A 23,116-nucleotide genomic window follows, 5' to 3' on the forward strand; every position below is an offset into this window, starting at 1 on the left:
ATGGCCGTTCGTCTTGGATCCGACAGCAGCGACGACCTGGCTGAGAATGCCGAGATCAACATCACGCCGTTCATCGACGTGATCCTCGTCCTCTTGATCATCTTCATGGTGGCCGCACCGCTCTCCACCGTCGACGTTGCGGTGGAGCTTCCGACCTCCGCCGCCCCCCAGCAGCCGCGGCCGGAGAAGCCGATCTTCGTCAGCGTGAAGTCCGACCTCACCCTGGCGCTCGGCGAGGAAGTCGTGGCCCGTCCGGCCATGGGTCCGGCGCTGGATGCGCTCGCCAAGGGCAACAAGGATGAGCGCATCTTCCTCCGGGCCGACAAGGGCGTTCCCTACGGCGAACTGATGCAGGTGATGAACCTCCTCCGGTCCGCCGGATACCTCAAGGTCGGCCTCGTCGGTCTCGAGGACGTTTCCGGCGGCACGAAGCCATGATCCAGCCGCCGCCCGGGTCCTTTACCCTCCCGCGCGCGCTCCCGCGGGCCATCGACGACGGGGCATCCCGTCCCGTCCGCTTCCTGATCTGGGGCGCCACGGCCTCGGTCACCCTCGGGTTGCATGTGGGGCTCTACCTGTTGCTCACGCGCATGGGTGAGGCCCCCCCCGTGCCGCCGCCCCAGATGCCCGCGGCGGTGATGATCAACCTCTCGCCGATCGCCGTCTCGGCGAAATCGGAGGTCGACAACGCGTCGGACACGCCGCCGGCGGCGGAGAGCCAAGCGGTCGAGAAGGTCGAGGAGGAGGAACCGCCGCCTCCGCCCGCGCCGGAGCTAGTCCCCGACGCGCCTCTCCCACCGCCGAACGTGGTGTCCGAGGCCGTCCTCGCACCGAAGCCGCCCGTCGTCGTCAAGAAGGCGGAGAAACCTCCTGAGAAACCGGTGAAGAAGCCGGTCGAAAAGAAGGACAAGCCGAAGAAGCCGACGAAGCCCCAGGAGAAGCCGCAGGTGGCTTCGAAGAGCGGCGGCGGGCCGAAATCGGATCGGCAGACCGCCGATGTCACCGCTGCGTCCTCGGCCGGCTCGGCCGTCAGCGAAGCGTCCCGCGCGAGCTGGCAGAACGAGGTTCGCAGCAAGATCGTGCGAGCCAAGCGATTCCCGTCGGATGCGAGGGGCCAATCGGGCGTCGCCGTCGTCAGCGTGACGTTCGGAGCCAATGGCGGCGCCTCGGGCGCCCGGCTGGTTCGCTCGTCCGGCAATGCCTCCCTCGACGCGGAAGCCGTCGCGGTGATGTACCGCGCCGCGCCCTATCCGATCCCTCCGGGCGGGAAGACCACCGTGCTGATGGTCCCCCTCAACTTTCGCCAGTGAGCGCACGACCGACGTGAACCTCCGCCTCTGCGGATCCAATGTGAGACGCCCCGTTTCGGGGCGACCCGTCCCCAGCCAACGCACGTGAGACGTGAGTTTTCGATGACACATCTACCGACGCTTCAGCCGCGTGACATCCGTCCCGACCCGCTCCGGGGGGACGCGGTTCCTCTCGCGGTCTCGACCCATCGCCTCGACAACGGGATGGACGTCATCGTGATACCCGACCGGCGCAGCCCGATCGTGACCCACATGGTCTGGTATCGGAACGGCGCCGCCGAAGATCCCGTGGGCCAGTCGGGCATCGCGCACTTTCTCGAACACCTGATGTTCAAGGGGACGGAACGCCACCCTGCCCGGCACTTCAGCGATCGTCTCGCCGCCATCGGCGGCCAGGAGAACGCCTTCACGTCCTATGATTTCACGGCCTTCTTCCAGCGGGTCCCGGCGCCCTATCTGGCCATGTGCATGGAATACGAAGCCGACCGCATGACGAACCTCGTCCTCGAAGACGCGGTCGTTGCTTCGGAGCGGGATGTCGTCCTGGCCGAGCGCGGGATGATGTGCGAGGCCAACCCTGCGGGGCTCCTCGACGAGGCCGTGCAGGCGGCAGCCTTCCCGGCCCATCCCTGTGGGCGCCCGGTGATCGGCTGGAGGCACGAGATCGAGGGTCTCGGCCGCTCCGAGGCCCTGGCCTATTACCGGCGCTATTACACCCCCTCGAACGCGATCCTGATCGTGGCCGGCGACGCCGACCCGGAGGCGGTGTTCGACATGGCGGCCCGCATCTATGGTGCGATCGACGCGACCGTGACCGCTCCGGTGCGCAAGCGCGTGCAGGATCCGCCGGCTCGGACGCATCGGGCGATCACGCTGCGGGACGATCAGGTCCGTCAGCCGATCCTGCAGCGGCTCCATGCGGTGCCCTCCGCCCATACCGGAGCGCCCGGCGAGTCCGAAGCCCTGCAGGTCCTGGCCTTCCTCCTCGGCGGCGACGAGACCTCCCTGCTCCACGAACGCCTCGTGCGCGGCCTCGGCTGCGCGACCGGCGTCCACGTGAGCTATTGGGGCACGGCCTACGATCAGGCGAGCTTCCACATTTCCGGGACGCCCGCCGCCGGGATCTCTCCAGAAGTGCTCGACCATTCCATCGACGAGGTGCTGCTCGGCTTACGGTCCGGCGGTTTCGGTGCGGAGGATATCGAACGGGCCAAGACCCAGATCGTGGCGCGCGCTCTCTATGCCCGCGATAGCCAGGCCCAACTTGCCCAATGGTACGGCATGTCGCTGTGCTGCGGCCTCTCGATCGCCGATCTCGACGCCTGGCAGCGCACCGTCGAGGCGGTCACGCCCGAAGCCCTGGGCAACGCCCTCCGGATGCTCGACCGCCAGACCGGCGTGTCGGGCTACCTCTTGGAAGCGGCCTGAGCCGCATGAGACCCCTCACCATGACACTTTCCAACGACTCGTGCGCCGCGATCAAATCCTATGCCGAACGCGTCCAGCGCGTGACGAGTCCGGGCGGTGTGACGGCCTGGCTGTTCGAGGATCACACCCTTCCGATCCTGTCGATGGCCTTCGGCTTCCGCGGCGGCGCGGCCAGCGATCCCATCGGCAAGGCCGGCACGGCGCGGATGCTCGCGGATCTGCTCACCGAGGGCGCAGGTTCCCTCGACGGCAGTGCCTTCCAGCGTGCCATGGGCGACCGGGCGATCCAGCTCTCGTTCTCGGCTAGTTCCGAAAGTCTGAGAGGAACTCTTCGGTCCCTCTCCCGGAATGCCGACAGGGCCTTCGAACTGGTCGGCCTCGCCCTGCGCGACCCGCTCCTGGCATCGGACGACCATGAGCGCATCCGTGACGCGGCTTGCGCCGAGGTTCGAAAATCCCTCACGCAAACCGATCAAGTGGCGATGGACGCGCTCTTCGCGCACGGCTTTCCCGATCATCCGTACGGACGCCCGAAGGGCGGCGATCTGGCATCCCTCGCGGCGATCAGCCGGAGCGACATCGTCGACCTTCATGCAGGCATGGTCACGCGCGACAATCTGGAGATCGCCGTGGTCGGAGCGATCGGCCCGGATGCTCTGGTCGCGCTCCTCGACCGCGCCTTCTCGGAGCTTCCGGTCGGGACCTCGCCGGCCGTGGCTCCTTGTTCCCTCGCGCATCTCGGCGCGCGGTTCGTGACGCCATTGGCGTCGCCGCAGACGACGATCTACTTCGGTCGCCCCGCGCTGGCACGCCACGATCATGACGCCATGGCGTCCGTCGTCGTCAATCATTGCCTCGGCGGCGGCACCTTCAGCTCCCGCCTGTTTCGAGAGGTCCGGGAGGCGCGCGGGCTCTGCTACTCGGTCTGGTCGATGGTGCGCTTCAGCGATGAGGGCTCAACCATTATCGGTGCCACGTCGACTCCGAACGAGCGGGCGGGCGAAGCCCTCGGCGTGATTCAGGGCGAAGTCGCGCGCCTCATCCAGGAGGGGATCGGCACGGACGAGCTCGAAGCGGCCAAGAGCTATCTCACCGGTTCCTATGGTCTCCGGTTCGACACATCCCGCTCGATCGCCAACCTGCTGCTCGAGCTGAAATTCGACGGACGCGATCCGAGCTGGCTCGACGAGCGCAATCGGCGGATCGCCGCCGTGACCGAAGCGGACGCGGCCCGCACCATCGAGCGCCTGTTCGGTGACGGGGCTCTGCTCGTGACGGCCGCCGGCGAGCCGGCAGGCCTGTGATCCTGAAAGGCCGTCCGATCCGGGCGGCAGCAAAAGCGGACAACCATCCGGGCCATGCCACGGATCAGAAGGGGACGACCATGAAGACGATCATTGCGGCGAGCTTGAGCATGATGGTGGCGCTGACGGGCGTGGCCCTGGGGCAGTCCCGGACGACGGATCAAAGGCCGCCACAGAGAATGGAACAAGACGGGTCCAACGATCTGCAGAGGGACCGTCAGCGCGTATTGCGGCAACAGAGCGATCTCATGGCGGGTCCTGCCGATCAGGCGGCCGTGGCGGCGGTGGGTAAGTCGCGCCGGTCCTTCGGACCCGACCTTATGGCCCTGGTCTTTGCCCCGGTCGGCATCATCGTCAAGCCGATCACCGAGGGCCTGCACGTCGTCGACGCTGCGATCGCGCCGATCAATGTCGCCCTGCGGCCGCTCACCGGCCCGCTCTCGCTTCCCGGCGAGGCCGCGGTGGTTCCCGTCGCCGTTCCGGTGTCCGGTCCCCGCAAGTAACGTGGTTCGATCGCTCTCGGCCATGCCGAGGGCATCGCGGGTCGTCGTTCCGTCGCCGATGGGCCGTGTGCCCCATCGGCGACGCTGTCTTTGTTGGCAGCATCGCTGTGGGCAGCTTCCGCCTCAGGTCTGGCGCATCTGCATGCACAGGCTCTCGTCGAAGGCGGAACCGGGCACGTAGCGGCTCAGCAGCGCCAGGCGGCCGACTCGCTTGACCGCGATTAGCTGAACTTCGGCCCCAATCCGCCTTTGTAGCCCTCTGAACCGCGCCGGATTTTCCGGAGCCGATTTGGTTTGGATTATGCGGCCAAGGCTTGCGACTCGGTTTGGGCTTCGTATCGCGCTTCGGCTTCAGCGGGAGGGATATTCCCGATGGGATCGAGCAAGCGGCGGGTGTTGAACCAGTCGATCCATTCGAGGGTGGCAAATCAACACCCTCTAATGAGCGCATAGGAGGTCGTCGTAAAACCGAGGAAGGAGAAAATCGCTACACCGGACTATCCTGTATCGATAAGTCGACGCGGATTTCCACCGTCGCAGCGGAACGCTTGACCCTACAATGGAGTTATTCTAATTAGGAACTGCGTGGACGGCGCGGTGGATATCACCTCGCGACCGACCGAAGAATTTGGAGAGACACATGGCACACAGCACCAGCGCGGCCTGCGAAAGCTGCCGGTTCTTCGACGACCATCAGCTCAATGGCGGTCAGTCATCGGGCGACGAGGGGCTTTGCCGCTTCAACCCGCCGGTGAGCCAGCCCGAGCCGAAGTCGCCGGGCCTGTGGCCGGTGGTTGCGTCCAAGGATTGGTGTGGCCATTTCACTTCCGAGATGACCGCCGCCGAGTAAGGCCGCGCTCCTCGCGAGTGTCGAGATCGGGGTCGGCGCGCGAGCGCCGGCCCTTTTTCATGGGTATTCGCGGGCGCGACCGTCTCTGTTTCTCACGAAGAATTCCCTCGCCGCCCTCGCGAAATCCGTTAGCACGCCGCGAGCCGGTCATGATCCGGTCACCTTCGCGTCCGAAGGCGGGGCCTTCATGAGACGGGCGGCTCCTGCCACCGCATCCTGAGCCACGCGGTCCGGACGGGCACACGGCACGGGCACGGGCGGTCGGGTTTCGGGGCGGTTTAAGGATTTTTCTGGATGACGAATCGACCCATTTCGGCGATGGCCGGTCGGCTCCTGGCGCCGCTCGCCGGGATCGTGCTGAGTGCTGTGTCCGGACTCGCCATGGCGGCTCCCAACGACCCGACCGGCACCTTCCTCACCGAGGACGGGCGGGCCCGCGTCCGCGTCGAGAAGTGCGGCGCGCAGAACAACCATGTCTGCGGTTACGTCGTCTGGCTGAAGGTCCCGCTGAACGACAAGGGCCAGCCGCGTATCGACTTCAAGAATCCCGACCCGAAGAAGCAGGCCCGCGCCTCGCTCGGCCACCAGCTCATCATGGGCATCAAGCCGAACGCCGACAATCATTACGAAGGCAAGATCTACAACGCCGAGGACGGCTCGTTCTACGACGTGACGATCTGGAGCGAGCAGCCCGGCCAGCTCACCGTACGCGGCTGCATGCTGCGTTTCATGTGCATGTCCCAGGGCTGGACCAAGGTCACCGATACGGTGCCTGGACAGCTGACCGGCCCGACCAACGGGCCGGGCGGCCCCCGCTCCGACCCCGAGTGGGCGCCCAAGGCACAGCCCGCCTCGGCCGCGGGCGCGACCGGCACCGCGCCGGCCGGCGCTCCGAAACCGGCCGCCGCCGCGCCGAAGCCGGCGCCGGCAGCCAAGCCCGCCGAGTAATTCTCCGGCAGACAGCCGACGTATCGTCCCGGATCCGGAATCCGGGACGATACGTCGGGCGCGCAGGCCCTCAATCAACCAGGGCGGCGTAAGTCAGAACCCGCAACTCTCGTCTGATCGGCAGGGCCGAGGACGGGATGAGCTGGGCGAGCATCACCACCGCGAGATCTTCCGCCGGATCGATCCAGAACGACGTGCTGGCGAGGCCGCCCCATGCGACCTCGCCGGGAGTGCCGATGATCTGTGCCCGAGCCGGGTCGATCATGACTGAGAATCCCAGCCCGAAACCGATCCCGGTATAGGTCGATTCCGAAAAGCGCGGCTGGCCCATCGAGGCGAGGTCGCCGCCGAGATGGTTCATCAGCATGAGGTCGATGGTCTTGCGGCCGAGGAGCCGCACATCGTCGAGGGCACCGCCTCCCAGGATGAACCGGCAGAAGCGCATGTAGTCGGAGGCTGTCGAGACCAGGCCACCGCCGCCGGAGGGGATCGCCGGCTTCGAGGTGAAGCGGCTTCCCACCGCGTCGTCGTAGAGCTTGAGGCTGCGGTCGCGGAACAGGCTGTAGTTGGATGCCAGCCGCGAAACCTTGTCGGCGGGCACGAAGAAGTCCGTGTCGACCATGCCGAGGGGATCGATCACTCTGGCCTTCAGGAAATCGCCAAAATCCTGGCCCGCGATCACCGCCACGAGATGGCCGAGCAGGTCGGTGGCGACGCTGTAGTTCCATTCCGCACCGGGCTGGGCGAGGAGAGGCTGCTTGGCCAGCCGCGCCACCACTTCGGAGAGACCGGCATCCTGGGCCTCCCCGAAATCGACGCCGTTCTGCCGGTAGAGCGCATCGACGAGCGTCGATTCCATGAAGCCGTAGGTCAGGCCGGACGTATGGGTGAGGAGATCGCGGATGGTGATCGGACGCTGGGCCGGCTCGGTCTCGGCCTTCACCCGGTTGCCACCGGTGAAGACCCGCATGTCGGCGAATTCCGGAAGGAAGCGGGTGATCGGGTCGTCGAGCTGGAAGCGGCCTTCCTCGTAGAGCATCATCACCGCCACCGAGGTCAGCGGCTTCGTCATCGAGTAGATGCGCGTGATCGTATCTGCCGCGAACGGCGTCTTGCGAGCCATGTCTGCAAGGCCGTGGGCGCGGAAGAACGCCGTCTCACCGCGCCGCGACAGCATCACCGAGAGGCCGGCGAGCTTCCCCTCGTCGACGAGCCTCCGCATCCAGCCATCGACCCGCTCCAGCCTATCGGAACAGAGACCGAGCGTCTTGGGGTCGGTCACCGGGATGTCCTGCATGCGAGCCGCTCCGTCCTCGCCGCGCCGCGCGGCGGTGTCCGCGAATGGGACCCTCCGGCTTTAGCCTCGCGCGCGGCCGTCGCCAATCGGCCGATTCACCATCCCATCGTCCCGGGGCCGCCCTTGAACGGGCCGACGACATCGGGCGTGATCCAGCCGCCATAGAAGCCGCCGGGCTGGGGTTCCACCCTCACGTCGCCGACGAAACAGGACTCCATCGCACCCGCGTAGAAGGCGAGGAAGCCCGCGATGGCCTCGAAGTCCCGTGTCGGCTTCGGGTAGGCCCAGGCCGCACCCTCCGCGCGACGACCCCCGGCCAGGACGTCGTGAAGGACGGCGCGCCCCTTCCACTCGCATATGCCCGCCATCCTCGCCGGCCCGAGAACACCTTCGGCCAGGTCGCCGGGCGGGATGTAATAGGTCGGCGGATGGCTCGTCTCGAGGACGCGATAGCCCGACACCGTGTCGGCGACGGTCGTCCCCGAAAACATCACGCGCAGGCGTGAAGCGACGCGCTCCAACCGCGGCGGGCGGGGATAGTCCCACACGCTCTCCTGGCCGGGGCCGCAGGGCAAAGGTCTCGGATGCATCGGTGCCGTCCATCTCGGAGGGGAGTGCGACGCTTTTAGGTAGGGCGGCGTTTGCGCGTGGCGCGGGCCATGCTAGCCCCGCTCGCGATGACGCTTACGGAATCTGCCTGCTCCGGCCTATCGGCCGCTCCGGTCGGCCGGCACGAGCGAGACATTCTGGGAATTTGCCTGTGACGGACTTCGCCCTCTTCCTCGACTTCGACGGCACTCTCGTGGAGATCGCTCCACGGCCGGATCAGGTGGTGGTGGCTCCCGAACTGGCGCCGGCCCTGCTCCGGCTGCGGGACCGGCTCGGCGGCGCCCTCGCCATCGTCACCGGCCGTCCCATCGCGGTGATCGACGACTTCCTGGCGCCCGCGCGGTTCGATGTCGCCGGTCTCCACGGGGTCGAGCGACGGGTCGACGGTGTCGTGTCGGGAGGCAGCGCCGAGGACCACCCCGCTTTGCGCGCCCGGATCGCGGGTCTGCACGAGGCCGTGCGCAATCTCGAATCCGTTCTGATCGAGGACAAGGGCGCCTCGGTCGCCGTGCATTGGCGCCTCGCCACGCCCTCCGATGCCGCGGAGGCCGAAGCGGCCGTGAAGGCGGCGGCCGCCGAACTCGGCGATGCCTATCGGCTGCAATTGGGCAAGGCGGTCGGTGAGATCGTCCCGGCATCGGCCACCAAGGGCCACGCCATCCGCGCCCTGGCCGAAGCGGCGCCCTATGCCGGCCGGCGCGCGATGTTCCTCGGAGACGACCTCACCGACGAGAAGGCCTTCGCCGTGGTCAACGAAGTCGGCGGGGTCAGCGTCCGCATCGGCGGCAGCGACACCATCGCCACACGACGCCTCACGGATCCCGACGCCGTGCGCGCGCTGATCTATGCCTGGGCCGACGGCGCGCCGATCGACCCGGACGCCTTGCCGGCCGCCTGAAGGCGCGATCGGGAATGGTCGCCCGAAAGCCCGCGTTCGAAGACATCGACCGGGATACCGCGCCGAGGCCGATGCTGTAGACTTGACCGTGACGCCCCGCAGACCGGCGAGATCCCGGACCCCGGTTTCCTACCCGAAGGACCATTGCCCGCATGTTCGAATTCCCGGTCCTCGTCGGTGATGTCGGCGGCACCAACGCCCGCTTCGCGCTCGTGGCGGAGGCGGGTGCCGAGGCGAAGATCCTCGGTCATGTCCAGACGAACGCCTTTCCCGATCCGAGCGCGGCGATCAGGTCGGTTCTGGAGAAACATGAGGGACCGGCGCCGCGCTCGACCATCCTCGCCGTTGCCGCCCGCATCGATGGGCCGGCGGTTCGTCTCACCAATGCCGATTGGGTGATCGAGGGAGCGCGGATCGGGCAGGATTTCGGCCTGTCGCGCTCGGTCGTCGTCAACGATTACGTGCCCGTCGCCGCCGGCGCCGTGGATATCGCCCCCACCGACCTGACGCCGATCGGCCCTCACCGGGACGGCGGCCTGAAAGGCGACCAGGGTACGCGACTGGTGCTCGGGCCGGGCACCGGGTTCGGCGCGGCGGCCGTGGTGCCCTACGCGGATCGCCTCACCATCGTCTCCACCGAGGCCGGCCACGTCGATTTCGGCCCCTCCGATGCCGGCGAGGACGAGATCTGGCGGCATGTCGAGCGTATCGACGGACGGGTCACGGTGGAGGCACTGCTCTCCGGGCCGGGGCTCTCACGGCTCTACAGGGCCGTTCATCTCGCGAGAACCGGGCGGGAGGCCGAGACGTCCGAGCCCGCCATGGTCACCACCATGGGCGTCGATGGCAGCGATCCGTACGCGGCCGAAGCCGTCGCTCTGTTCGCAAAGCTCCTCGGACGGGTCTGCGGCGACCTCGCCCTGACCTTCCTCGCCACGGGCGGCGTCTATATCGGCGGCGGCATCGCCCCGCGGATCCTGCCCGTCCTGGAGACGGGCGGCTTCCGCAAGGCCTTCGAATACAAGCCGCCCTTCGTCACCCAGATGGAGGCGATCCCCACCAGCGTGATCTCGGTCCAGGATCCCGCCTTCGCGGGCCTCGCCGCCCTGGCGAACCGGCCCGAGGTGTTCGTCTATCACGGGCAGGTCTGGACGAAGGGCTGAACCGGACGGTTATTCGTCCGAGTCGTTGTCGACGTTCTGCTCGACCTCGTCGTAGGTGTAGCCTTCGAGCCAGTCGGCGCTGTTCTGCGAACCCGCGGGGTAGGGATTGGTCGCATCCGGCTGGCCGGCGATCTTGGCGGCCTTGCCCTCTTCCATGACGGTCTTCGAGACGTAGCCCATCCGTATCCTCCCTCACACCGGCGCGGAACCGGCCGTCAACGTTCAAGATGAGCGGGCGCCTCGGATTTCAAGGGCACGCGAGATTTCAGCGAGCCTCGGGATAGCGAGGGCGCGACGGTGTCAGATCCCATCCCCGGCGACTTCGCGCGCCACGGCCCGGCGGCCGATGTCGCGGCGGCAGAAGCCTTCCGGCCAGTCGATCCGGGCAACCGCGGCATAGGCCCGTGCCTGGGCCTCCATCATGCTGTCGCCCGTGGCCGTCACCGCCAGAACACGGCCGCCATCGGCGACGATCCGGCCGTTCTCCTGCCGCGTTCCGGCCTGGAACACGATGACTTCGTCGCTGGCGCCGGCCTCGGCGATGCCACGGATGGTCGACCCGCGCATCACCGTGCCGGGATAGCCGGCCGCCGCCATCACCACGGTGAGCGCGGCGCGGTGAGCGTCGAATTGCAGCGCGATGCCGGTCACGTCGCCCTCGCAGGCGGCGAGTAGGGCGGGCACCAGATCGGAGGCGAGCCGGGGCATCAGCACCTGCGCCTCGGGATCGCCGAAGCGTGTGTTGTACTCGATGAGCTTGGGACCGTCGGCGGTCAGCATCAGGCCGGCATAGAGGATTCCGGAGAAGGGCGTCCCGCGCTCGCGCATCCCCGCCAGGGTCGGGGCGATGATCGTCTCCATCACCGCCTGTTCGAGTTCGGGCGTGAGGATGGTGGCCGGAGAATAGGCGCCCATGCCCCCGGTATTGGGGCCGCGATCGCCGTCGAATACGCGCTTGTGGTCCTGCGCCGTCCCGATCGGGACGGCATTGGTGCCGTCGCAAAGGGCGAAGAAGCTCGCCTCCTCGCCGAACAAGCACTCCTCGATGACGATTTCGGCCCCCGGTTCACCGAGCATGGCACGGACGGCGCTCTCCGCCTGATCCAGGGTCTCGGCGACGACGACGCCCTTGCCGGCGGCGAGCCCGTCGGCCTTCACCACAATCGGCGCTCCGGATTTCGCCAGATAGGCGAGGGCGGCATGCTGGTCGGTGAAGCGGGCGAAGGCGGCCGTCGGAATGCCCCGCTCGGCGCAGAGGTCCTTGGTGAAGCCTTTGGAGCCTTCGAGCTGCGCCGCGGCCTTGGTCGGTCCGAAGGCGCGGATGCCGGCGGCCTGGAGATCGTCCACGAGGCCCGCCACCAGCGGCGCTTCCGGACCGACGACCACGAGGCCGATCCCTGCCGTGTCGCAGAACAGCTTCACCGCCTCATGGTCGGCGACCGCGAGATCGGGGAGGTTCTCGCCGAACTCGGCCGTGCCGGGATTGCCCGGCGCCGTGAACAGGCGGGCGCAGAGCGGGCTCTTGGCGATGGCATAGGCCAGGGCGTGTTCGCGTCCGCCGGAGCCGATGAGGAGAATGTTCATGAACTGCGCTTCGAAGGACGTGGAGGCGTGCCGGAATTCCGAGCCTGCCATGACGTCGGAATTTGGCATGGATAGGATCGGCGCAAGGTGCCGGATCGCTCATCGCCATTCTGGATCATCACATCGTCCGTGTCCCGGAGTGCCCGACATCCCCGCACAGGGTTTTTGCCGTGGACGCCATCCTTTTCCGGAAGACATTTGCTTCGAAGTCATGATTTTAAGGCTCGATCGCCGGTCCCGCGCGCAGGTGCTTCGAACCAAAGATGCCTTCGGTTCGCGAAAATCGGCCTCCGCCCGCACGCGAATGGTGATACTCGCAGGAACGATGCGGGATGTCTGCGAGTTGAAACACGTCATGCCAGGATGTCGCCATTCCGCTGCCCCTCCCATGGCCCCGCATCCGGGGTCGGGAGTGCGTTTGTCGCATTACCTCCTGAGCGGGCGTCCTTCGGTGAAGCCCGTCAACGACAACCGCCCGCCCTACATGTCGGCCTTCTGGCCCTGGGCCCTGGCCATCGGCGTCGCTCCCGTGCTGTCGGCCATGCTGCTGCTCTCCCTGCTGTTCTGACGGGCCGGCCCGGGGTTTACCCGCGTCCTCGCCGGGCCTAGCGTCCGCCGCGACATGGCTCTCGTTCCTCCCCCCGCTACGGCCCCTCCCACGACATCCAATGCGCCCGAATGGTCGGTGGGCGATCTCGCCTCGGCCCTGAAGCGAACGCTGGAAGACGCGTTCGGTCACGTCCGCCTGCGCGGCGAGATTTCCGGCTATCGCGGCCAGCACGGGTCGGGACACGCCTATTTCTCGTTGAAGGACGGCACCGCCCGCATCGATGCGGTGGTCTGGAAAGGCACGTTCAACCGCTTGCGCCAGCGGCCGCAGGAAGGCCTCGAGGTCGTCGCCACCGGCCGCATCACCACCTTCGCCGGCAAGTCCTCCTACCAGATCGTGGTCGAAACCCTGGAGCCGGCGGGCATCGGCGCCTGGATGGCTCTGCTGGAGGAGCGCAAGCGCCTCCTCTCGGCGGAGGGCCTGTTCGCCGCCGAGCGCAAGCGCGCGATTCCCTATCTCCCCCGGGTCGTCGGAGTAGTGACCTCGCCCACCGGCGCGGTCATCCGGGATATCCTGCACCGCCTGGAAGACCGCTTCCCGAGGCCGGTTCTGGTCTGGCCCGTGCGGGTCCAGGGGGAGGGGGCGGCCGAGGAGATCGCCGCAGCGATCCGCGGCTTCAACGCGCTTCTGCCCGGTGGAGCGATACCGCGACCGGACGTGCTGATCGTGGCGCGCGGCGGCGGTTCGATCGAGGATCTGTGGGCGTTCAACGAGGAGATCGTGGTCCGCGCCGCCTCGGAGAGTACGATCCCCTTGATCTCGGCGGTGGGCCACGAGACCGACACCACCCTCATCGACTACGTCTCCGACCGTCGCGCACCCACGCCGACGGGCGCCGCCGAGATGGCCGTCCCGGTGCGCGTCGACCTCGTCGCCGAGATCCGCGATCTCGGCCATCGACAGTTCGAGGCCGTCCGGCGAAAGCTCGACCGGGAAGGCTCGGACCTGCGCGCGCTCCTTCGCGCCATGCCGGGAGCGGATGCCTTTCTCGCGGGAAAGCGCCAGCGGCTCGACCTTGCCGAGGCCCGGCTCATGCCGGCTCTCGCCGGAAATGCCCGCGATCACCGGGCGAAGTTCGGACGCCTGCTCGAACGGATGGGGCGTCACCCACCGGAATTGCGGCTGGCCCAGGCGCGCGGACGCCTCGCCCTCGTCGCGGACCGCCCCCGTTCCGCTCTGCAGAACTATGCGACCCGGAAGGGCGAGGCCCTGGCCTATCTCGGTCGTCGCCTCGTCGTCGCCCGCGAGCAGACCCTCGTCCGCGCCCGCTCGGACGCCGTCCGCCGGCACGAACGCCTCGGCGCACTGGAGACTCGGCTCGGACAGGCGATTGGTCGCCTGATCGAGCGGCGAAGCGACCGGCTCGACAATTTCTCCGCCCTCCTCGGCTCGCTGAGCTATCGCGCGGTGCTCGCTCGCGGTTTCGCCCTCGTGCGTGACGAGGCGGGCGCGCCGATCCGCGCCGCGTCCTCGACGGTGCCGGGCCAGCGCCTCAGCCTCGAATTCTCGGACGGAACGCTTCTCGCCCGAACCGAAGCGCCCGACGCCACGGCGCCGGGCGGAGCCGAGCCACCCAAACGCAAGCGGCAACCGCGAAAGCCGGCAACCACGCCGCCACAGCAATCCTCATTCGAATTATGAGATTCGCGCGGAGAATCATGCCGTGAGTCCTGCCGCGAGCGCATGGCCTCGATGCGGTGATTGGCGCGAGGGATGCTTATCGATGCGTGGTACCTCGCCTGGCGTCGAGAACGCCGTTAAAGCGCGTCGCGGCAGTCGGGCTCGGCGATCCCATTCCACCGTGTGTCGGCCCGTCGACAGCTTGCCAAGGAGAGACGATGACCACCACGATCGATAGCGGACAGAAGTTGCATCTCGTCTTCGGCGGCGAGCTCGAGAACCTCGACGGCGTCAACTTCCGCGACGTGAAGGGGCTCGACATCGTCGGAATCTTTCCAGACTATGCTTCCGCACAGGGCGCCTGGAAATCGAAGGCGCAGGCCACCGTCGACAGCGCTCAGACGCGCTATTTCATCGTCCATCTCCATCGCCTGCTGGAGCCGTGAGCTGTGCAGGGCAGTCCCCAATCAGAAGTGAAGGCATTGTGACACCGGGTTGGGGGCTGTAATGGGTGCCGCGCCGAGGGGCCGACATCCGGCACGGCGCGGAAAACGTGAGATGAAGACGGCGGCATGAAGTCCTCGATCAAGATCATCGCTGGAAATGCCAGCCGTCCGCTCGCGGAGGCGATCTCCGCCTATCTCGAACTTCCCCTCGCCAAATGCATGGTCCGGCGCTTCGCGGACATGGAGATTTTCGTCGAGTTGCAGGAGAACGTCCGAGGCGAGGACGTCTTCATCGTCCAGTCGACGTCGTTTCCCGCCAACGATCACCTGATGGAACTGCTCATCATGATCGACGCGGCGCGGCGCTCCTCCGCGCGGCGCATCACGGCGGTGATTCCGTATTTCGGCTATGCCCGCCAGGACCGCCGCACCTCCGGCCGCACGCCGATTTCGGCCAAGCTGGTCGCCAACCTCATCACCGAGGCCGGTGCCGACCGTGTTATGACCCTCGATCTGCATGCCGGCCAGATCCAGGGCTTCTTCGACATCCCCACCGACAACCTCTTCGCCGCCCCAGTGATCGTGCGCGACATCAAGGAGCGCCTCGACCCGAAGGAATGGATGGTGGTCTCGCCCGATGTCGGCGGCGTGGTCCGTGCCCGTGCCATCGCCAAGCGCATCGACGCGACGCTGGCGATCGTCGACAAGCGCCGCGAGCGCCCCGGCGAATCGGAAGTCATGAACATCATCGGCGAGGTCGAGGGCCGCTCGTGCATCCTCGTCGACGACATCGTCGATTCCGGCGGTACTCTGGTGAACGCCGCCGAAGCCCTGCTCAATGCCGGTGCCAAGGACGTGTCGGCCTACATCACCCACGGAGTGCTTTCGGGCGGCGCCGTCTCCCGCATCGCGGCCTCGCGGATGAAGGAATTGGTGATCACCGATTCGATCCAGCCGACCCAGGCGGTCAAGCTCGCCCGCAACATCCGCGTCGCCACCATCGCGCCGCTTCTCGGGGAGGCCATCGGCCGGACCGCGACGGAATCGAGCGTGTCGAGCCTGTTCGTCTGAATTCGGTGCCGGCGGCCTGCCCCGGAGGTCGTGGCCGCCGCTCAGCCCTCGAATGCCTGACAGCAGGGCGGCTCCGGCATCACATCGTCGACGAGCCGGCGTGAAGGCAATTGCGCCCCCTTCGGCCGCCGCCTATATAGGCTGATCCCCTTTTGAAAGCGTGAGACGGGACTTCCGGAACGATTCGTCCGGAGCCTGCGGACCGATGCCCGCCGCCACCCGTTCCACAGCTAACGTCGGAGCCACAGAGCATGTCCCAAGGTCCGCTGATGCCGAAGGCGACCGCCGTCTGGCTGGTCGAGAACACCTCGCTCGCCTTCGAGCAGATTGCCGATTTCTGCAAGCTTCACCCGCTCGAGGTGAAGGGCATCGCCGACGGCGAGGTCGCCGCCGGGATCAAGGGCCTCGACCCGATCACCACGGGCCAGCTCACCCGCGACGAGATCGAGAAGGCGCAGAAGGCCCCCAACTACAAGCTCAAGGTCGCCGTCTCGAAGGTGAAGCTGCCCGAGGTCAAGCGCACCACCAAGGGCCCGCGCTACACGCCGCTGTCGCGCCGCCAGGATCGCCCGAACGCCATCCTCTGGCTGCTGCGCAACCATCCCGAGCTTAAGGATGCGCAGGTCATCCGTCTCGTCGGCACCACCAAGTCGACGATCCAGCAGATCCGGGAGCGCACCCACTGGAATTCCGGCTCGCTGCAGCCGATGGATCCGGTGACCCTCGGCCTCTGCACGCAGATCGACCTCGACTTCGAAGTGCAGCGTGCCGCCAAGGACCGGCCGGCCGTGCTGCCCACGGATGCGGGCGCGACCCTGCTGCCGACCGAAGTGTCCACGGCCGGTAATTTCGAGGAGGCCGACGCGCATCATCGCAACGAGCGCGACGAGAAGCTCAACGCTGATTCAGTCTTCGCCAAGCTCAAGGGCATGCGCAGCACGGAGGATGACGACGAGGAGTGATCCTCTCCTCGACCGTCTCTCGATCAGCCCGATATTTCCGAAGGCGCCGCTCTCGCGGCGCCTTTTTCGTGTTGGTGCGGTGCATGATCGCCAATCATAAGAAAATGCGTAATATTGAGCTCACTCGATCGACGAGGATACTTTTTCGGGGCGAATGATGGCCTCTCGCGAGACAGGGCACGACGTGGCGGAATACGAGCCGGGAGGCTACGGTCTCGGGGCGGATGTTCTGGCGGCCGCCCCCCGCATGGATGCGGCCGATACGGAGTCCGACCGACGCACGGTGGCATCGGAACCGGTGACCCTGGCCGAATCGCTGATCCAAGACGAGGGCTGGAGCCCTCTGAATTTCGACGAGACCGGCCCGAACCCGCCCTATCTTCGCATCGGCGGCAAGCTTCGGATGACGCTCACGGACTACGAGCCGTGCTTCTCGTCCCATAGCCGCGATCGCATCCTGTTCCGCTCCAAGGTCTCGATGGCGGAGCACCTCCAGAAGTACGATCAGATGATGGTCGATCCACTCGCCTTCGAAGAGTGTTTCGGCCCCGGCCAGGGCACCGACGCGACCTTTCCCTTCGGAGCGTGGCTGACGATCCGCAAGGTCGGGTTTTCCGGGATCGAGTTGTGGGACAAACGGCGCGGCGACGTGGTGCTGCCCCTCGAGCCGCTCTCCGTCGCCTCCGCGATCTGGCTGCGCCACGCCGATACGCCGCGCTGGATGCTCACCTGACCGCTTCGCCCGCCGGGGACTCGTCGCGGTGGAGCATCGTCCCGAACAGCGGGAACCGTTTTTCGAAGACCACGATACGTCATCCACAGGCTACGGCATCGTCCCGGATCCGTATCCGGGACGATGCCGTATATTGCCGAAACGGACGCGATCGGTTATGGGAGCGCCGTCCTCCAATCGGATTCGACTGCGCGCGGGCTCATCGTCCCGACATCGACCCGTTGGGGAATGGCCCTCGACCATCGTTCCAGATTGCGTCGGCCCTCCTTCGGGGGGTGAGCCTGTCGGGTCCCCCAAGGGGTCCGCGGGCGGCGATCGCCGAGGGTGCCCCGTCACACGAACCGCCGACGCCGGCCTCGCACGAGAGGCCTGTCAGGAGACAGAATGACCGCTGGTAACGCGCTGCAGCGTAACCCGAGCCGCGACGATTTCGCGGCTCTCCTCGAGGAGAGCTTCCTCGAGCACGAGATCACCGAAGGGTCCGTCGTCAAGGGTCGCGTCGTCGCGATCGAGAAGGACGTGGCCGTCATCGACATCGGCGCCAAGACGGAAGGCCGTGTCGCTCTCAAGGAATTCAACGGCCCCGGCCGCGAAGGCGAACTCGCCGTCGGCGACGAGGTCGAGGTCTATGTCGACCGCATCGAGAATGCGCTCGGCGAAGCCGTCATCTCGCGCGACAAGGCGCGCCGCGAGGAGAGCTGGGTCAAGCTCGAGAAGGCCTTCGAGGCCAACGAGCGCGTCACCGGCGCGATCTTCAATCAGGTCAAGGGCGGCTACACCGTCGATCTCGACGGCGCCGTGGCGTTCCTGCCGCGCTCCCAGGTCGATATCCGCCCCGTGCGCGATGTGACCCCGCTGCTCGGCACCCCGCAGCCGTTCCAGATCCTCAAGATGGATCGCCGCCGCGGCAACATCGTCGTGTCGCGCCGCACCGTCCTCGAAGAGAGCCGCGCCGAGCAGCGCTCCGAGCTCGTGGCCAACCTCGAAGAGGGTCAGGTCATCGACGGCGTCGTCAAGAACATCACCGAATACGGTGCCTTCGTCGATCTCGGCGGCATCGACGGCCTGCTCCACGTCACCGATATGGCGTGGCGCCGCGTGAACCATCCGTCCGAGGTCGTGACCATCGGCCAGACGGTCAAGGTCAAGATCATCAAGATCAACCACGAGACCCATCGCATCTCGCTCGGCATCAAGCAGCTGCTCGCCGATCCGTGGGAGGGCATCGCCCAGCGCTACCCGGTCGACGCCAAGCTCAAGGGCCGTGTCACCAACATCACCGATTACGGCGCCTTCGTGGAGCTGGAGCCGGGCATCGAAGGCCTGATCCACGTCTCCGAGATGTCCTGGACGAAGAAGAACGTTCATCCGGGCAAGATCGTCTCCACCTCGCAGGAAGTGGAAGTGCAGATCCTCGAAGTCGATCCGGTCAAGCGCCGTATCTCGCTCGGCCTCAAGCAGACCCTCCAGAACCCCTGGGAGGCCTTCGCCGAGCAGCATCCGGTCGGCTCCGAGGTCGAGGGCGAGGTCAAGAACAAGACCGAGTTCGGTCTGTTCATCGGTCTCGACGGCGATGTCGACGGCATGGTCCACCTGTCGGATCTCGACTGGAACCGTCCCGGCGAGCAGGTCATCGAAGAGTTCAAGAAGGGCGACATGCTGCGCGCCCAGGTTCTCGACGTCGATGTCGAGAAGGAGCGTATCTCGCTCGGCGTGAAGCAGCTCGGCGGCGACCCCTTCACGGAAGCCGGCGAACTCAAGAAGGGTCAGATCGTGACCTGCGAAGTGACGGAAGTGAAGGATTCGGGCGTCGAAGTTAAGATCGTCGACACCGACCTCTCCACCTTCATCCGTCGGGCCGAGCTCGCCCGCGATCGTGGCGACCAGCGCCCCGAGCGTTTCGCCGCCGGCGAGAAGTTCGATGCCCGCGTGATCCAGTTCGACCGCAAGGCGCGCCGGGTCCAGCTCTCGATCAAGGCCCTCGAAATGGCCGAGGAAAAGGAGGCGATGGCTCAGTTCGGCTCCGCCGATTCCGGCGCCTCCCTCGGCGAGATCCTGGGCGCAGCCTTCAAGAAGGCCCGCACCAGCGACGACAAGGACGACGCGCAGGATTAATCCGGCGCCGATACGAACGGCCGCCGGTTCTTCGGAGCCGGCGGCCCACACCTGCTGAACGCCCGCGCGGGATCGCCTCCCACGCGGGCGTTCTTCGTTTCCGCGAGGTCGGTCCGGCGCCGCCGATGCCGATCGCCACCGTGAATGGCAGTTTCAAAACCCGGCATTTGAATGGATTGCGGCAACCCCGTCGATTGTCGCCCGTCCTGCAATCATTTACGAGGCCGAGCGTCGCCCTGGACCTCACTGCGTTTTCTACAAGTCTTCCAGATAGAAAACCTGAGACAATCCGGGCAACGCGAAGCTCAAAAAACAATAGCTGGAAGGCTATCGCTGATCCCTCTATCGACCGGGATCACGCGGCACCGCTCCGGCAGACTGGCCCAGCCAGCAGACCGGGCGAGAATGGCCCTGGGAAGAAGCGCTCCTCCGATCCTCTCGATCCGATCCCTGGGACAGACCGACGTCTGACGAGGGCTTGCGGCCGTATTCCAGAGAACGAGGTATGGCGATGAGCGCCGACGACAACGACACCTGCCTGTCCGACGGCATCTCCCCCGCGGCACCTCCCTTCAACCGCAGGCAGATCCTCGGCACCGCATTGACCGGCCTCGCGGCGGCAGCCGTGCCGGCCTCGCTCGCTCTGGCAGCCCCTGCAGCGAAGAAGGTCGACGTCCTGCTGATCGGCGGCGGCATCATGAGCGCGACGATCGGCGTGTGGCTCCGCGAACTGGAACCCGCCTGGTCGATCCAGATGATCGAGCGCCTCGACGGTGTGGCGAAAGAGAGTTCCAACGGCTGGAACAACGCAGGCACGGGCCATTCCGCTCTCGCGGAGCTGAACTACACGCCCGAGAAGAAGGACGGGCAGATCGAGATCGCCAAGGCAGTGGAGATCAACGAGGCCTTCCAGGTCACGCGTCAGTTCCTGTCGTGGCAGGTGCGGAACGGCGTCCTGAAGAATCCGCGATCCTTCATCAACTACACGCCGCATATGAGCTTCGTGTGGGGTGACGACAACATCGCCTATCTGAAGAAGCGCCATGCCGCTTTGAAGGCGAGCCCTCTCTTCGCCGGGATGGAAATCTCGACCGATCCGGAGCAGATCAAGAAATGGGTCCCCCTCATGATGGAGGGGCGCGATCCCAAGCAGGCCGTCGCGGCGACCTGGACATCGCTGGGCACCGACGTCGAGTTCGGCGAGATCACCCGGCAGTTCGTGTCTCATCTCAAGAGCCAGGACAGCTTCGAGCTGAAGCTCTCGACCGAGGTCCGCACCATCGAGAAGAACCCCGACGGCACTTGGAGGGTGACCTCGCGCAACCTCAAGGACGGCTCAGAGCAGAGCGTCGACGCCAAGTTCGTGTTCATCGGCGCGGGTGGCGGATCGCTGCATCTCCTGCAGAAATCCGGCATTCCGGAAGGTGAGGATTATGCCGGTTTTCCTGTCGGCGGCTCGTTCCTCGTCAACGAGAATCTCGACGTGACGACGCGGCATCTGGCGAAAGCCTACGGCAAGGCCTCGGTCGGCTCGCCGCCGATGTCGGTTCCGCATCTGGACACGCGCGTCATCGACGGGAAACGCGTCATCCTGTTCGGACCCTTCGCCACCTTCTCGACCAAGTTCCTGAAGGAAGGGTCGTATTTCGACCTGGTCTCCTCGGCGACCACCAGCAACGTCTGGCCGATGGTCCGCGTGGGCGTGGATGAGTATCCGCTGGTGGAATATCTGGCCGGCCAGCTGATGCTGTCGGACGACGACCGCCTCGCCGCCCTGCGCGAGTATTTCCCGAAAGCCAGGAAGGAAGAGTGGCGCCTGTGGCAGGCGGGCCAGCGCGTGCAGATCATCAAGCGGGACAAGGACAAGGGCGGCGTGCTCAAGCTCGGCACGGAAATCGTCAGCGCGAAGGACGGCAGCATCGCGGCCCTGCTCGGTGCCTCGCCGGGCGCGTCCACCGCCGCTCCGATCATGCTGAAGGTGCTGGAGAAGGTGTTCGCTTCCAAGGTCTCCTCACCGGAATGGCAGGCGAAGCTTCGACAGATCGTCCCGAGCTACGGCGTGAAGCTGAACGATGATCCGGAGCGGGTCGCACAGGCCTGGGCCTATACGAGCGAGCAGCTGCAGCTGCCATCCCCTCCACAGATCGAGGTCGCGGCGCTGAAACAGACGGCTCCGAGCAACGCCGTCCTCAACAGCAACCGCACCATGTCGACGAACCCGGTCCACGACCTCGCTCCCTGAGCGAGGAGATCGGGACGTCGAATCCGCCGATGTCGCGACGACGGCACCGGCGGATTCGCATCGGTCGATCGAGACGGACCCTCGGCTTCGTGCAAGCGCCGAGCCGGTGCGTCCCGATGACATCCACGACTTGCTCGGCGCACGGCACGGCTTTTCTCCAAGGCCGCCTTCCCTGCCCACGAGGCCCCTTGCCGGTCTGCGGCAGGGAGCGCTAGAACACGGCCCTGCCATCGCGTCCCGACGGGGTCCACCGACTTCCCGGCGGAAGGATGCGAGAGCTACCAAAGGCTTGGTGCAAATCGCCGGCAGGTGTGGAACAAGACTCGACGGAACGACGGACGCACCACGCCTGCGTGTCGTCGAACTCGAGGGCGAAGACCCGACCGCAATGGCCGGATCACGAGGGAGCGAGACGATCGCATGGCTGCAGACGCCGAACTTCTGATCGATCGTCGGCGCCTGCGCCGCAAGCTTTCGCTATGGCGTGTCGTCGGCATCGGCGGCCTGATCGTCGCCGTCGGGGCCTTGGGCTACCGGGTGCGCGGCGGTGAGGGGTTCGGCTTCTCGGCGATCAAGCCGCAGATCGCACGCATCTCCATCGGCGGTTTCATCGCCGGCAGCGAATCGACCACCAAGCTGATCGAACGGGTGCGCGATGCCAGCGCCGTCCAGGGTGTGATCGTCTCGATCTCCTCGCCCGGCGGCACCACCACCGGCTCGGAGGAGCTCTACCGCAACCTTCGCGCGCTCTCCGAGAAGAAGCCTATGGTCGCCTTCGTCGACGGCACGGCAGCTTCGGGAGCCTATATCGCCGCCATCGCCGCCGATCACATCGTGGCGCGGGAGACCGCCCTCGTCGGCTCCATCGGCGTGCTGTTCCAATACCCGGATCTCTCCGGCCTGCTGGACAAGGTCGGCGTGAAGGTCGAGTCCGTGAAGTCGGCGCCTTTGAAGGCCGAGCCCTCGGGCTTCACCCCGACCTCGCCCGAGGCACGCGCGGCCCTGGCCGCCGTCGTCGGCGACACCTACGCATGGTTTAAGGGCCTCGTCTCCGAGCGCCGCAAGATGACCGAGAAGGAACTTGCCACCGTCAGCGACGGGCGGGTGTTCAGCGGGCGCCAAAGCGTGCCGCTGAAGCTGGTGGACGGCGTGGGCGGCGAGCGTCAGGCGGTCGCCTGGTTGGAGACCGAACGCAACGTCGCCAAGGGCCTGCCGGTGCGCGACTGGAAACCGAAATCCGAGAGTGATTTCAAACTATGGTCGGCTCTCGGAATGGGTGCCGATCTCATGGGAATGGGCGGCCTCGCCACTCGCCTCCGTCAGGTCGGCGACGAGACGGCGAGCATGGCGCAGGGTGGATTGCTGGTGCTCTGGCGTCCGGGCACCGCCGATGCGCCGTGAGGGCGACGCCGTACCACCCCCG

General features: G+C 66.6%; 22 protein-coding genes and 1 pseudogene. 18 read left to right on the forward strand and 5 right to left on the reverse strand.

Annotated elements, in window-relative coordinates; genetic code table 11:
* The 5 genes from exbD to A3OK_RS23850 all read left to right on the forward strand — a co-directional run bounded on the left by exbD (nt 1) and on the right by A3OK_RS23850 (nt 4,545).
* A complete protein-coding gene (gene exbD / locus A3OK_RS0103015) occupies nt 1-438 on the forward strand; it encodes a TonB system transport protein ExbD (protein WP_019903453.1) in 438 nt (145 codons plus the stop codon).
* The gene (locus A3OK_RS0103020) at nt 435-1,310 is read left to right on the forward strand and encodes a TonB family protein (RefSeq protein WP_019903454.1); all 876 of its coding nucleotides are present in this window, start codon (nt 435-437) and stop codon (nt 1,308-1,310) included. The genes exbD and A3OK_RS0103020 overlap by 4 nt, the downstream gene beginning before the upstream one ends.
* Before the next feature lie 102 nt (nt 1,311-1,412).
* On the forward strand, nt 1,413-2,738 hold the full coding sequence (locus A3OK_RS22250; RefSeq protein ID WP_081631148.1) for a pitrilysin family protein: 1,326 nt from the start codon (nt 1,413-1,415) through the stop codon (nt 2,736-2,738).
* Between the two features lie 20 nt (nt 2,739-2,758).
* Entirely contained in the window at nt 2,759-4,042 is a 1,284-nt protein-coding gene (locus tag A3OK_RS0103030) for a pitrilysin family protein (protein ID WP_019903456.1), read from the forward strand.
* 248 nt (nt 4,043-4,290) lie between these two features.
* Complete coding sequence (locus tag A3OK_RS23850) at nt 4,291-4,545, forward strand: hypothetical protein (RefSeq protein WP_155911929.1); 255 nt, start codon at nt 4,291-4,293, stop codon at nt 4,543-4,545.
* A gap of 299 nt (nt 4,546-4,844) precedes the next feature.
* Here A3OK_RS23850 and A3OK_RS23855 read toward each other — a convergent pair.
* A pseudogene (locus A3OK_RS23855) lies at nt 4,845-5,014 on the reverse strand (IS3 family transposase); the annotation flags it as partial.
* A gap of 171 nt (nt 5,015-5,185) precedes the next feature.
* Here A3OK_RS23855 and A3OK_RS0103040 point away from each other — a divergent pair.
* Nucleotides 5,186-5,395 (forward strand): hypothetical protein, encoded by a 210-nt coding sequence (locus tag A3OK_RS0103040; protein ID WP_019903458.1) that lies wholly within the window; start codon nt 5,186-5,188, stop codon nt 5,393-5,395.
* Nucleotides 5,396-5,689: 294 nt separating this feature from the next.
* Nucleotides 5,690-6,343, forward strand: coding sequence for a DUF2147 domain-containing protein (locus tag A3OK_RS0103045; protein WP_026596874.1), 654 nt, complete (start codon nt 5,690-5,692; stop codon nt 6,341-6,343).
* A gap of 70 nt (nt 6,344-6,413) precedes the next feature.
* On the opposite strand, the gene A3OK_RS0103050 is transcribed toward A3OK_RS0103045, so the two are convergent.
* Both A3OK_RS0103050 and A3OK_RS0103055 read right to left on the reverse strand, forming a co-directional pair.
* Nucleotides 6,414-7,640 carry a serine hydrolase domain-containing protein gene (locus A3OK_RS0103050; RefSeq protein WP_019903460.1) on the reverse strand — a complete coding sequence of 409 codons (1,227 nt, stop codon included), beginning with the start codon at nt 7,638-7,640 and terminating at the stop codon, nt 6,414-6,416.
* A 95-nt stretch (nt 7,641-7,735) separates the two neighbouring features.
* Nucleotides 7,736-8,230: a DUF427 domain-containing protein gene (locus A3OK_RS0103055; RefSeq protein WP_026596875.1), complete on the reverse strand. Its 495-nt coding sequence runs from the start codon at nt 8,228-8,230 to the stop codon at nt 7,736-7,738.
* Nucleotides 8,231-8,400: 170 nt separating this feature from the next.
* Between A3OK_RS0103055 and otsB the strand changes: the two genes are divergently transcribed.
* On the forward strand, nt 8,401-9,147 hold the full coding sequence (gene otsB, locus A3OK_RS0103060; protein WP_019903462.1) for a trehalose-phosphatase: 747 nt from the start codon (nt 8,401-8,403) through the stop codon (nt 9,145-9,147).
* Nucleotides 9,148-9,299: 152 nt separating this feature from the next.
* Entirely contained in the window at nt 9,300-10,310 is a 1,011-nt protein-coding gene (locus A3OK_RS0103065; RefSeq protein WP_019903463.1) for a glucokinase, read from the forward strand.
* 9 nt (nt 10,311-10,319) lie between these two features.
* Here the strand turns inward: A3OK_RS0103065 and A3OK_RS24250 are convergent, their stop codons facing one another.
* Both A3OK_RS24250 and purD read right to left on the reverse strand, forming a co-directional pair.
* A complete protein-coding gene (locus A3OK_RS24250) occupies nt 10,320-10,490 on the reverse strand; it encodes a hypothetical protein (RefSeq protein WP_019903464.1) in 171 nt (56 codons plus the stop codon).
* A gap of 120 nt (nt 10,491-10,610) precedes the next feature.
* Nucleotides 10,611-11,894 (reverse strand): phosphoribosylamine--glycine ligase, encoded by a 1,284-nt coding sequence (gene purD, locus A3OK_RS0103075; RefSeq protein ID WP_026596876.1) that lies wholly within the window; start codon nt 11,892-11,894, stop codon nt 10,611-10,613.
* Between the two features lie 418 nt (nt 11,895-12,312).
* On the opposite strand from purD, the gene A3OK_RS24255 reads away from it, so the two are divergent.
* The 9 genes from A3OK_RS24255 (at nt 12,313) to sppA (ending at nt 23,094) form a co-directional block, all read left to right on the forward strand.
* Nucleotides 12,313-12,462: a hypothetical protein gene (locus A3OK_RS24255; RefSeq protein ID WP_196805417.1), complete on the forward strand. Its 150-nt coding sequence runs from the start codon at nt 12,313-12,315 to the stop codon at nt 12,460-12,462.
* 54 nt (nt 12,463-12,516) lie between these two features.
* Nucleotides 12,517-14,145 carry an exodeoxyribonuclease VII large subunit gene (xseA, locus tag A3OK_RS22255; RefSeq protein WP_051092899.1) on the forward strand — a complete coding sequence of 543 codons (1,629 nt, stop codon included), beginning with the start codon at nt 12,517-12,519 and terminating at the stop codon, nt 14,143-14,145.
* A 197-nt stretch (nt 14,146-14,342) separates the two neighbouring features.
* Nucleotides 14,343-14,570 (forward strand): DUF4170 domain-containing protein, encoded by a 228-nt coding sequence (locus A3OK_RS0103090; RefSeq protein ID WP_019903468.1) that lies wholly within the window; start codon nt 14,343-14,345, stop codon nt 14,568-14,570.
* 126 nt (nt 14,571-14,696) lie between these two features.
* A complete protein-coding gene (locus A3OK_RS0103095) occupies nt 14,697-15,641 on the forward strand; it encodes a ribose-phosphate pyrophosphokinase (protein ID WP_019903469.1) in 945 nt (314 codons plus the stop codon).
* Nucleotides 15,642-15,892: 251 nt separating this feature from the next.
* Entirely contained in the window at nt 15,893-16,603 is a 711-nt protein-coding gene (locus A3OK_RS0103100) for a DUF1013 domain-containing protein (RefSeq protein ID WP_019903470.1), read from the forward strand.
* 154 nt (nt 16,604-16,757) lie between these two features.
* On the forward strand, nt 16,758-17,336 hold the full coding sequence (locus tag A3OK_RS0103105; RefSeq protein ID WP_019903471.1) for a hypothetical protein: 579 nt from the start codon (nt 16,758-16,760) through the stop codon (nt 17,334-17,336).
* Between the two features lie 384 nt (nt 17,337-17,720).
* Nucleotides 17,721-19,451: a 30S ribosomal protein S1 gene (rpsA, locus tag A3OK_RS0103110; protein ID WP_019903472.1), complete on the forward strand. Its 1,731-nt coding sequence runs from the start codon at nt 17,721-17,723 to the stop codon at nt 19,449-19,451.
* A 505-nt stretch (nt 19,452-19,956) separates the two neighbouring features.
* Nucleotides 19,957-21,693, forward strand: a complete 1,737-nt coding sequence (gene mqo, locus A3OK_RS0103115; protein WP_019903473.1) for a malate dehydrogenase (quinone) — start codon at nt 19,957-19,959, stop codon at nt 21,691-21,693.
* Nucleotides 21,694-22,113: 420 nt separating this feature from the next.
* Nucleotides 22,114-23,094: a signal peptide peptidase SppA gene (sppA, locus tag A3OK_RS0103120; RefSeq protein ID WP_019903474.1), complete on the forward strand. Its 981-nt coding sequence runs from the start codon at nt 22,114-22,116 to the stop codon at nt 23,092-23,094.
* The last annotated feature ends 22 nt before the right edge of the window (nt 23,095-23,116 follow it).

It is taken from the genome of Methylobacterium sp. 77, from assembly GCF_000372825.1.
In the GTDB taxonomy this organism is placed as follows: domain Bacteria; phylum Pseudomonadota; class Alphaproteobacteria; order Rhizobiales; family Beijerinckiaceae; genus Methylobacterium.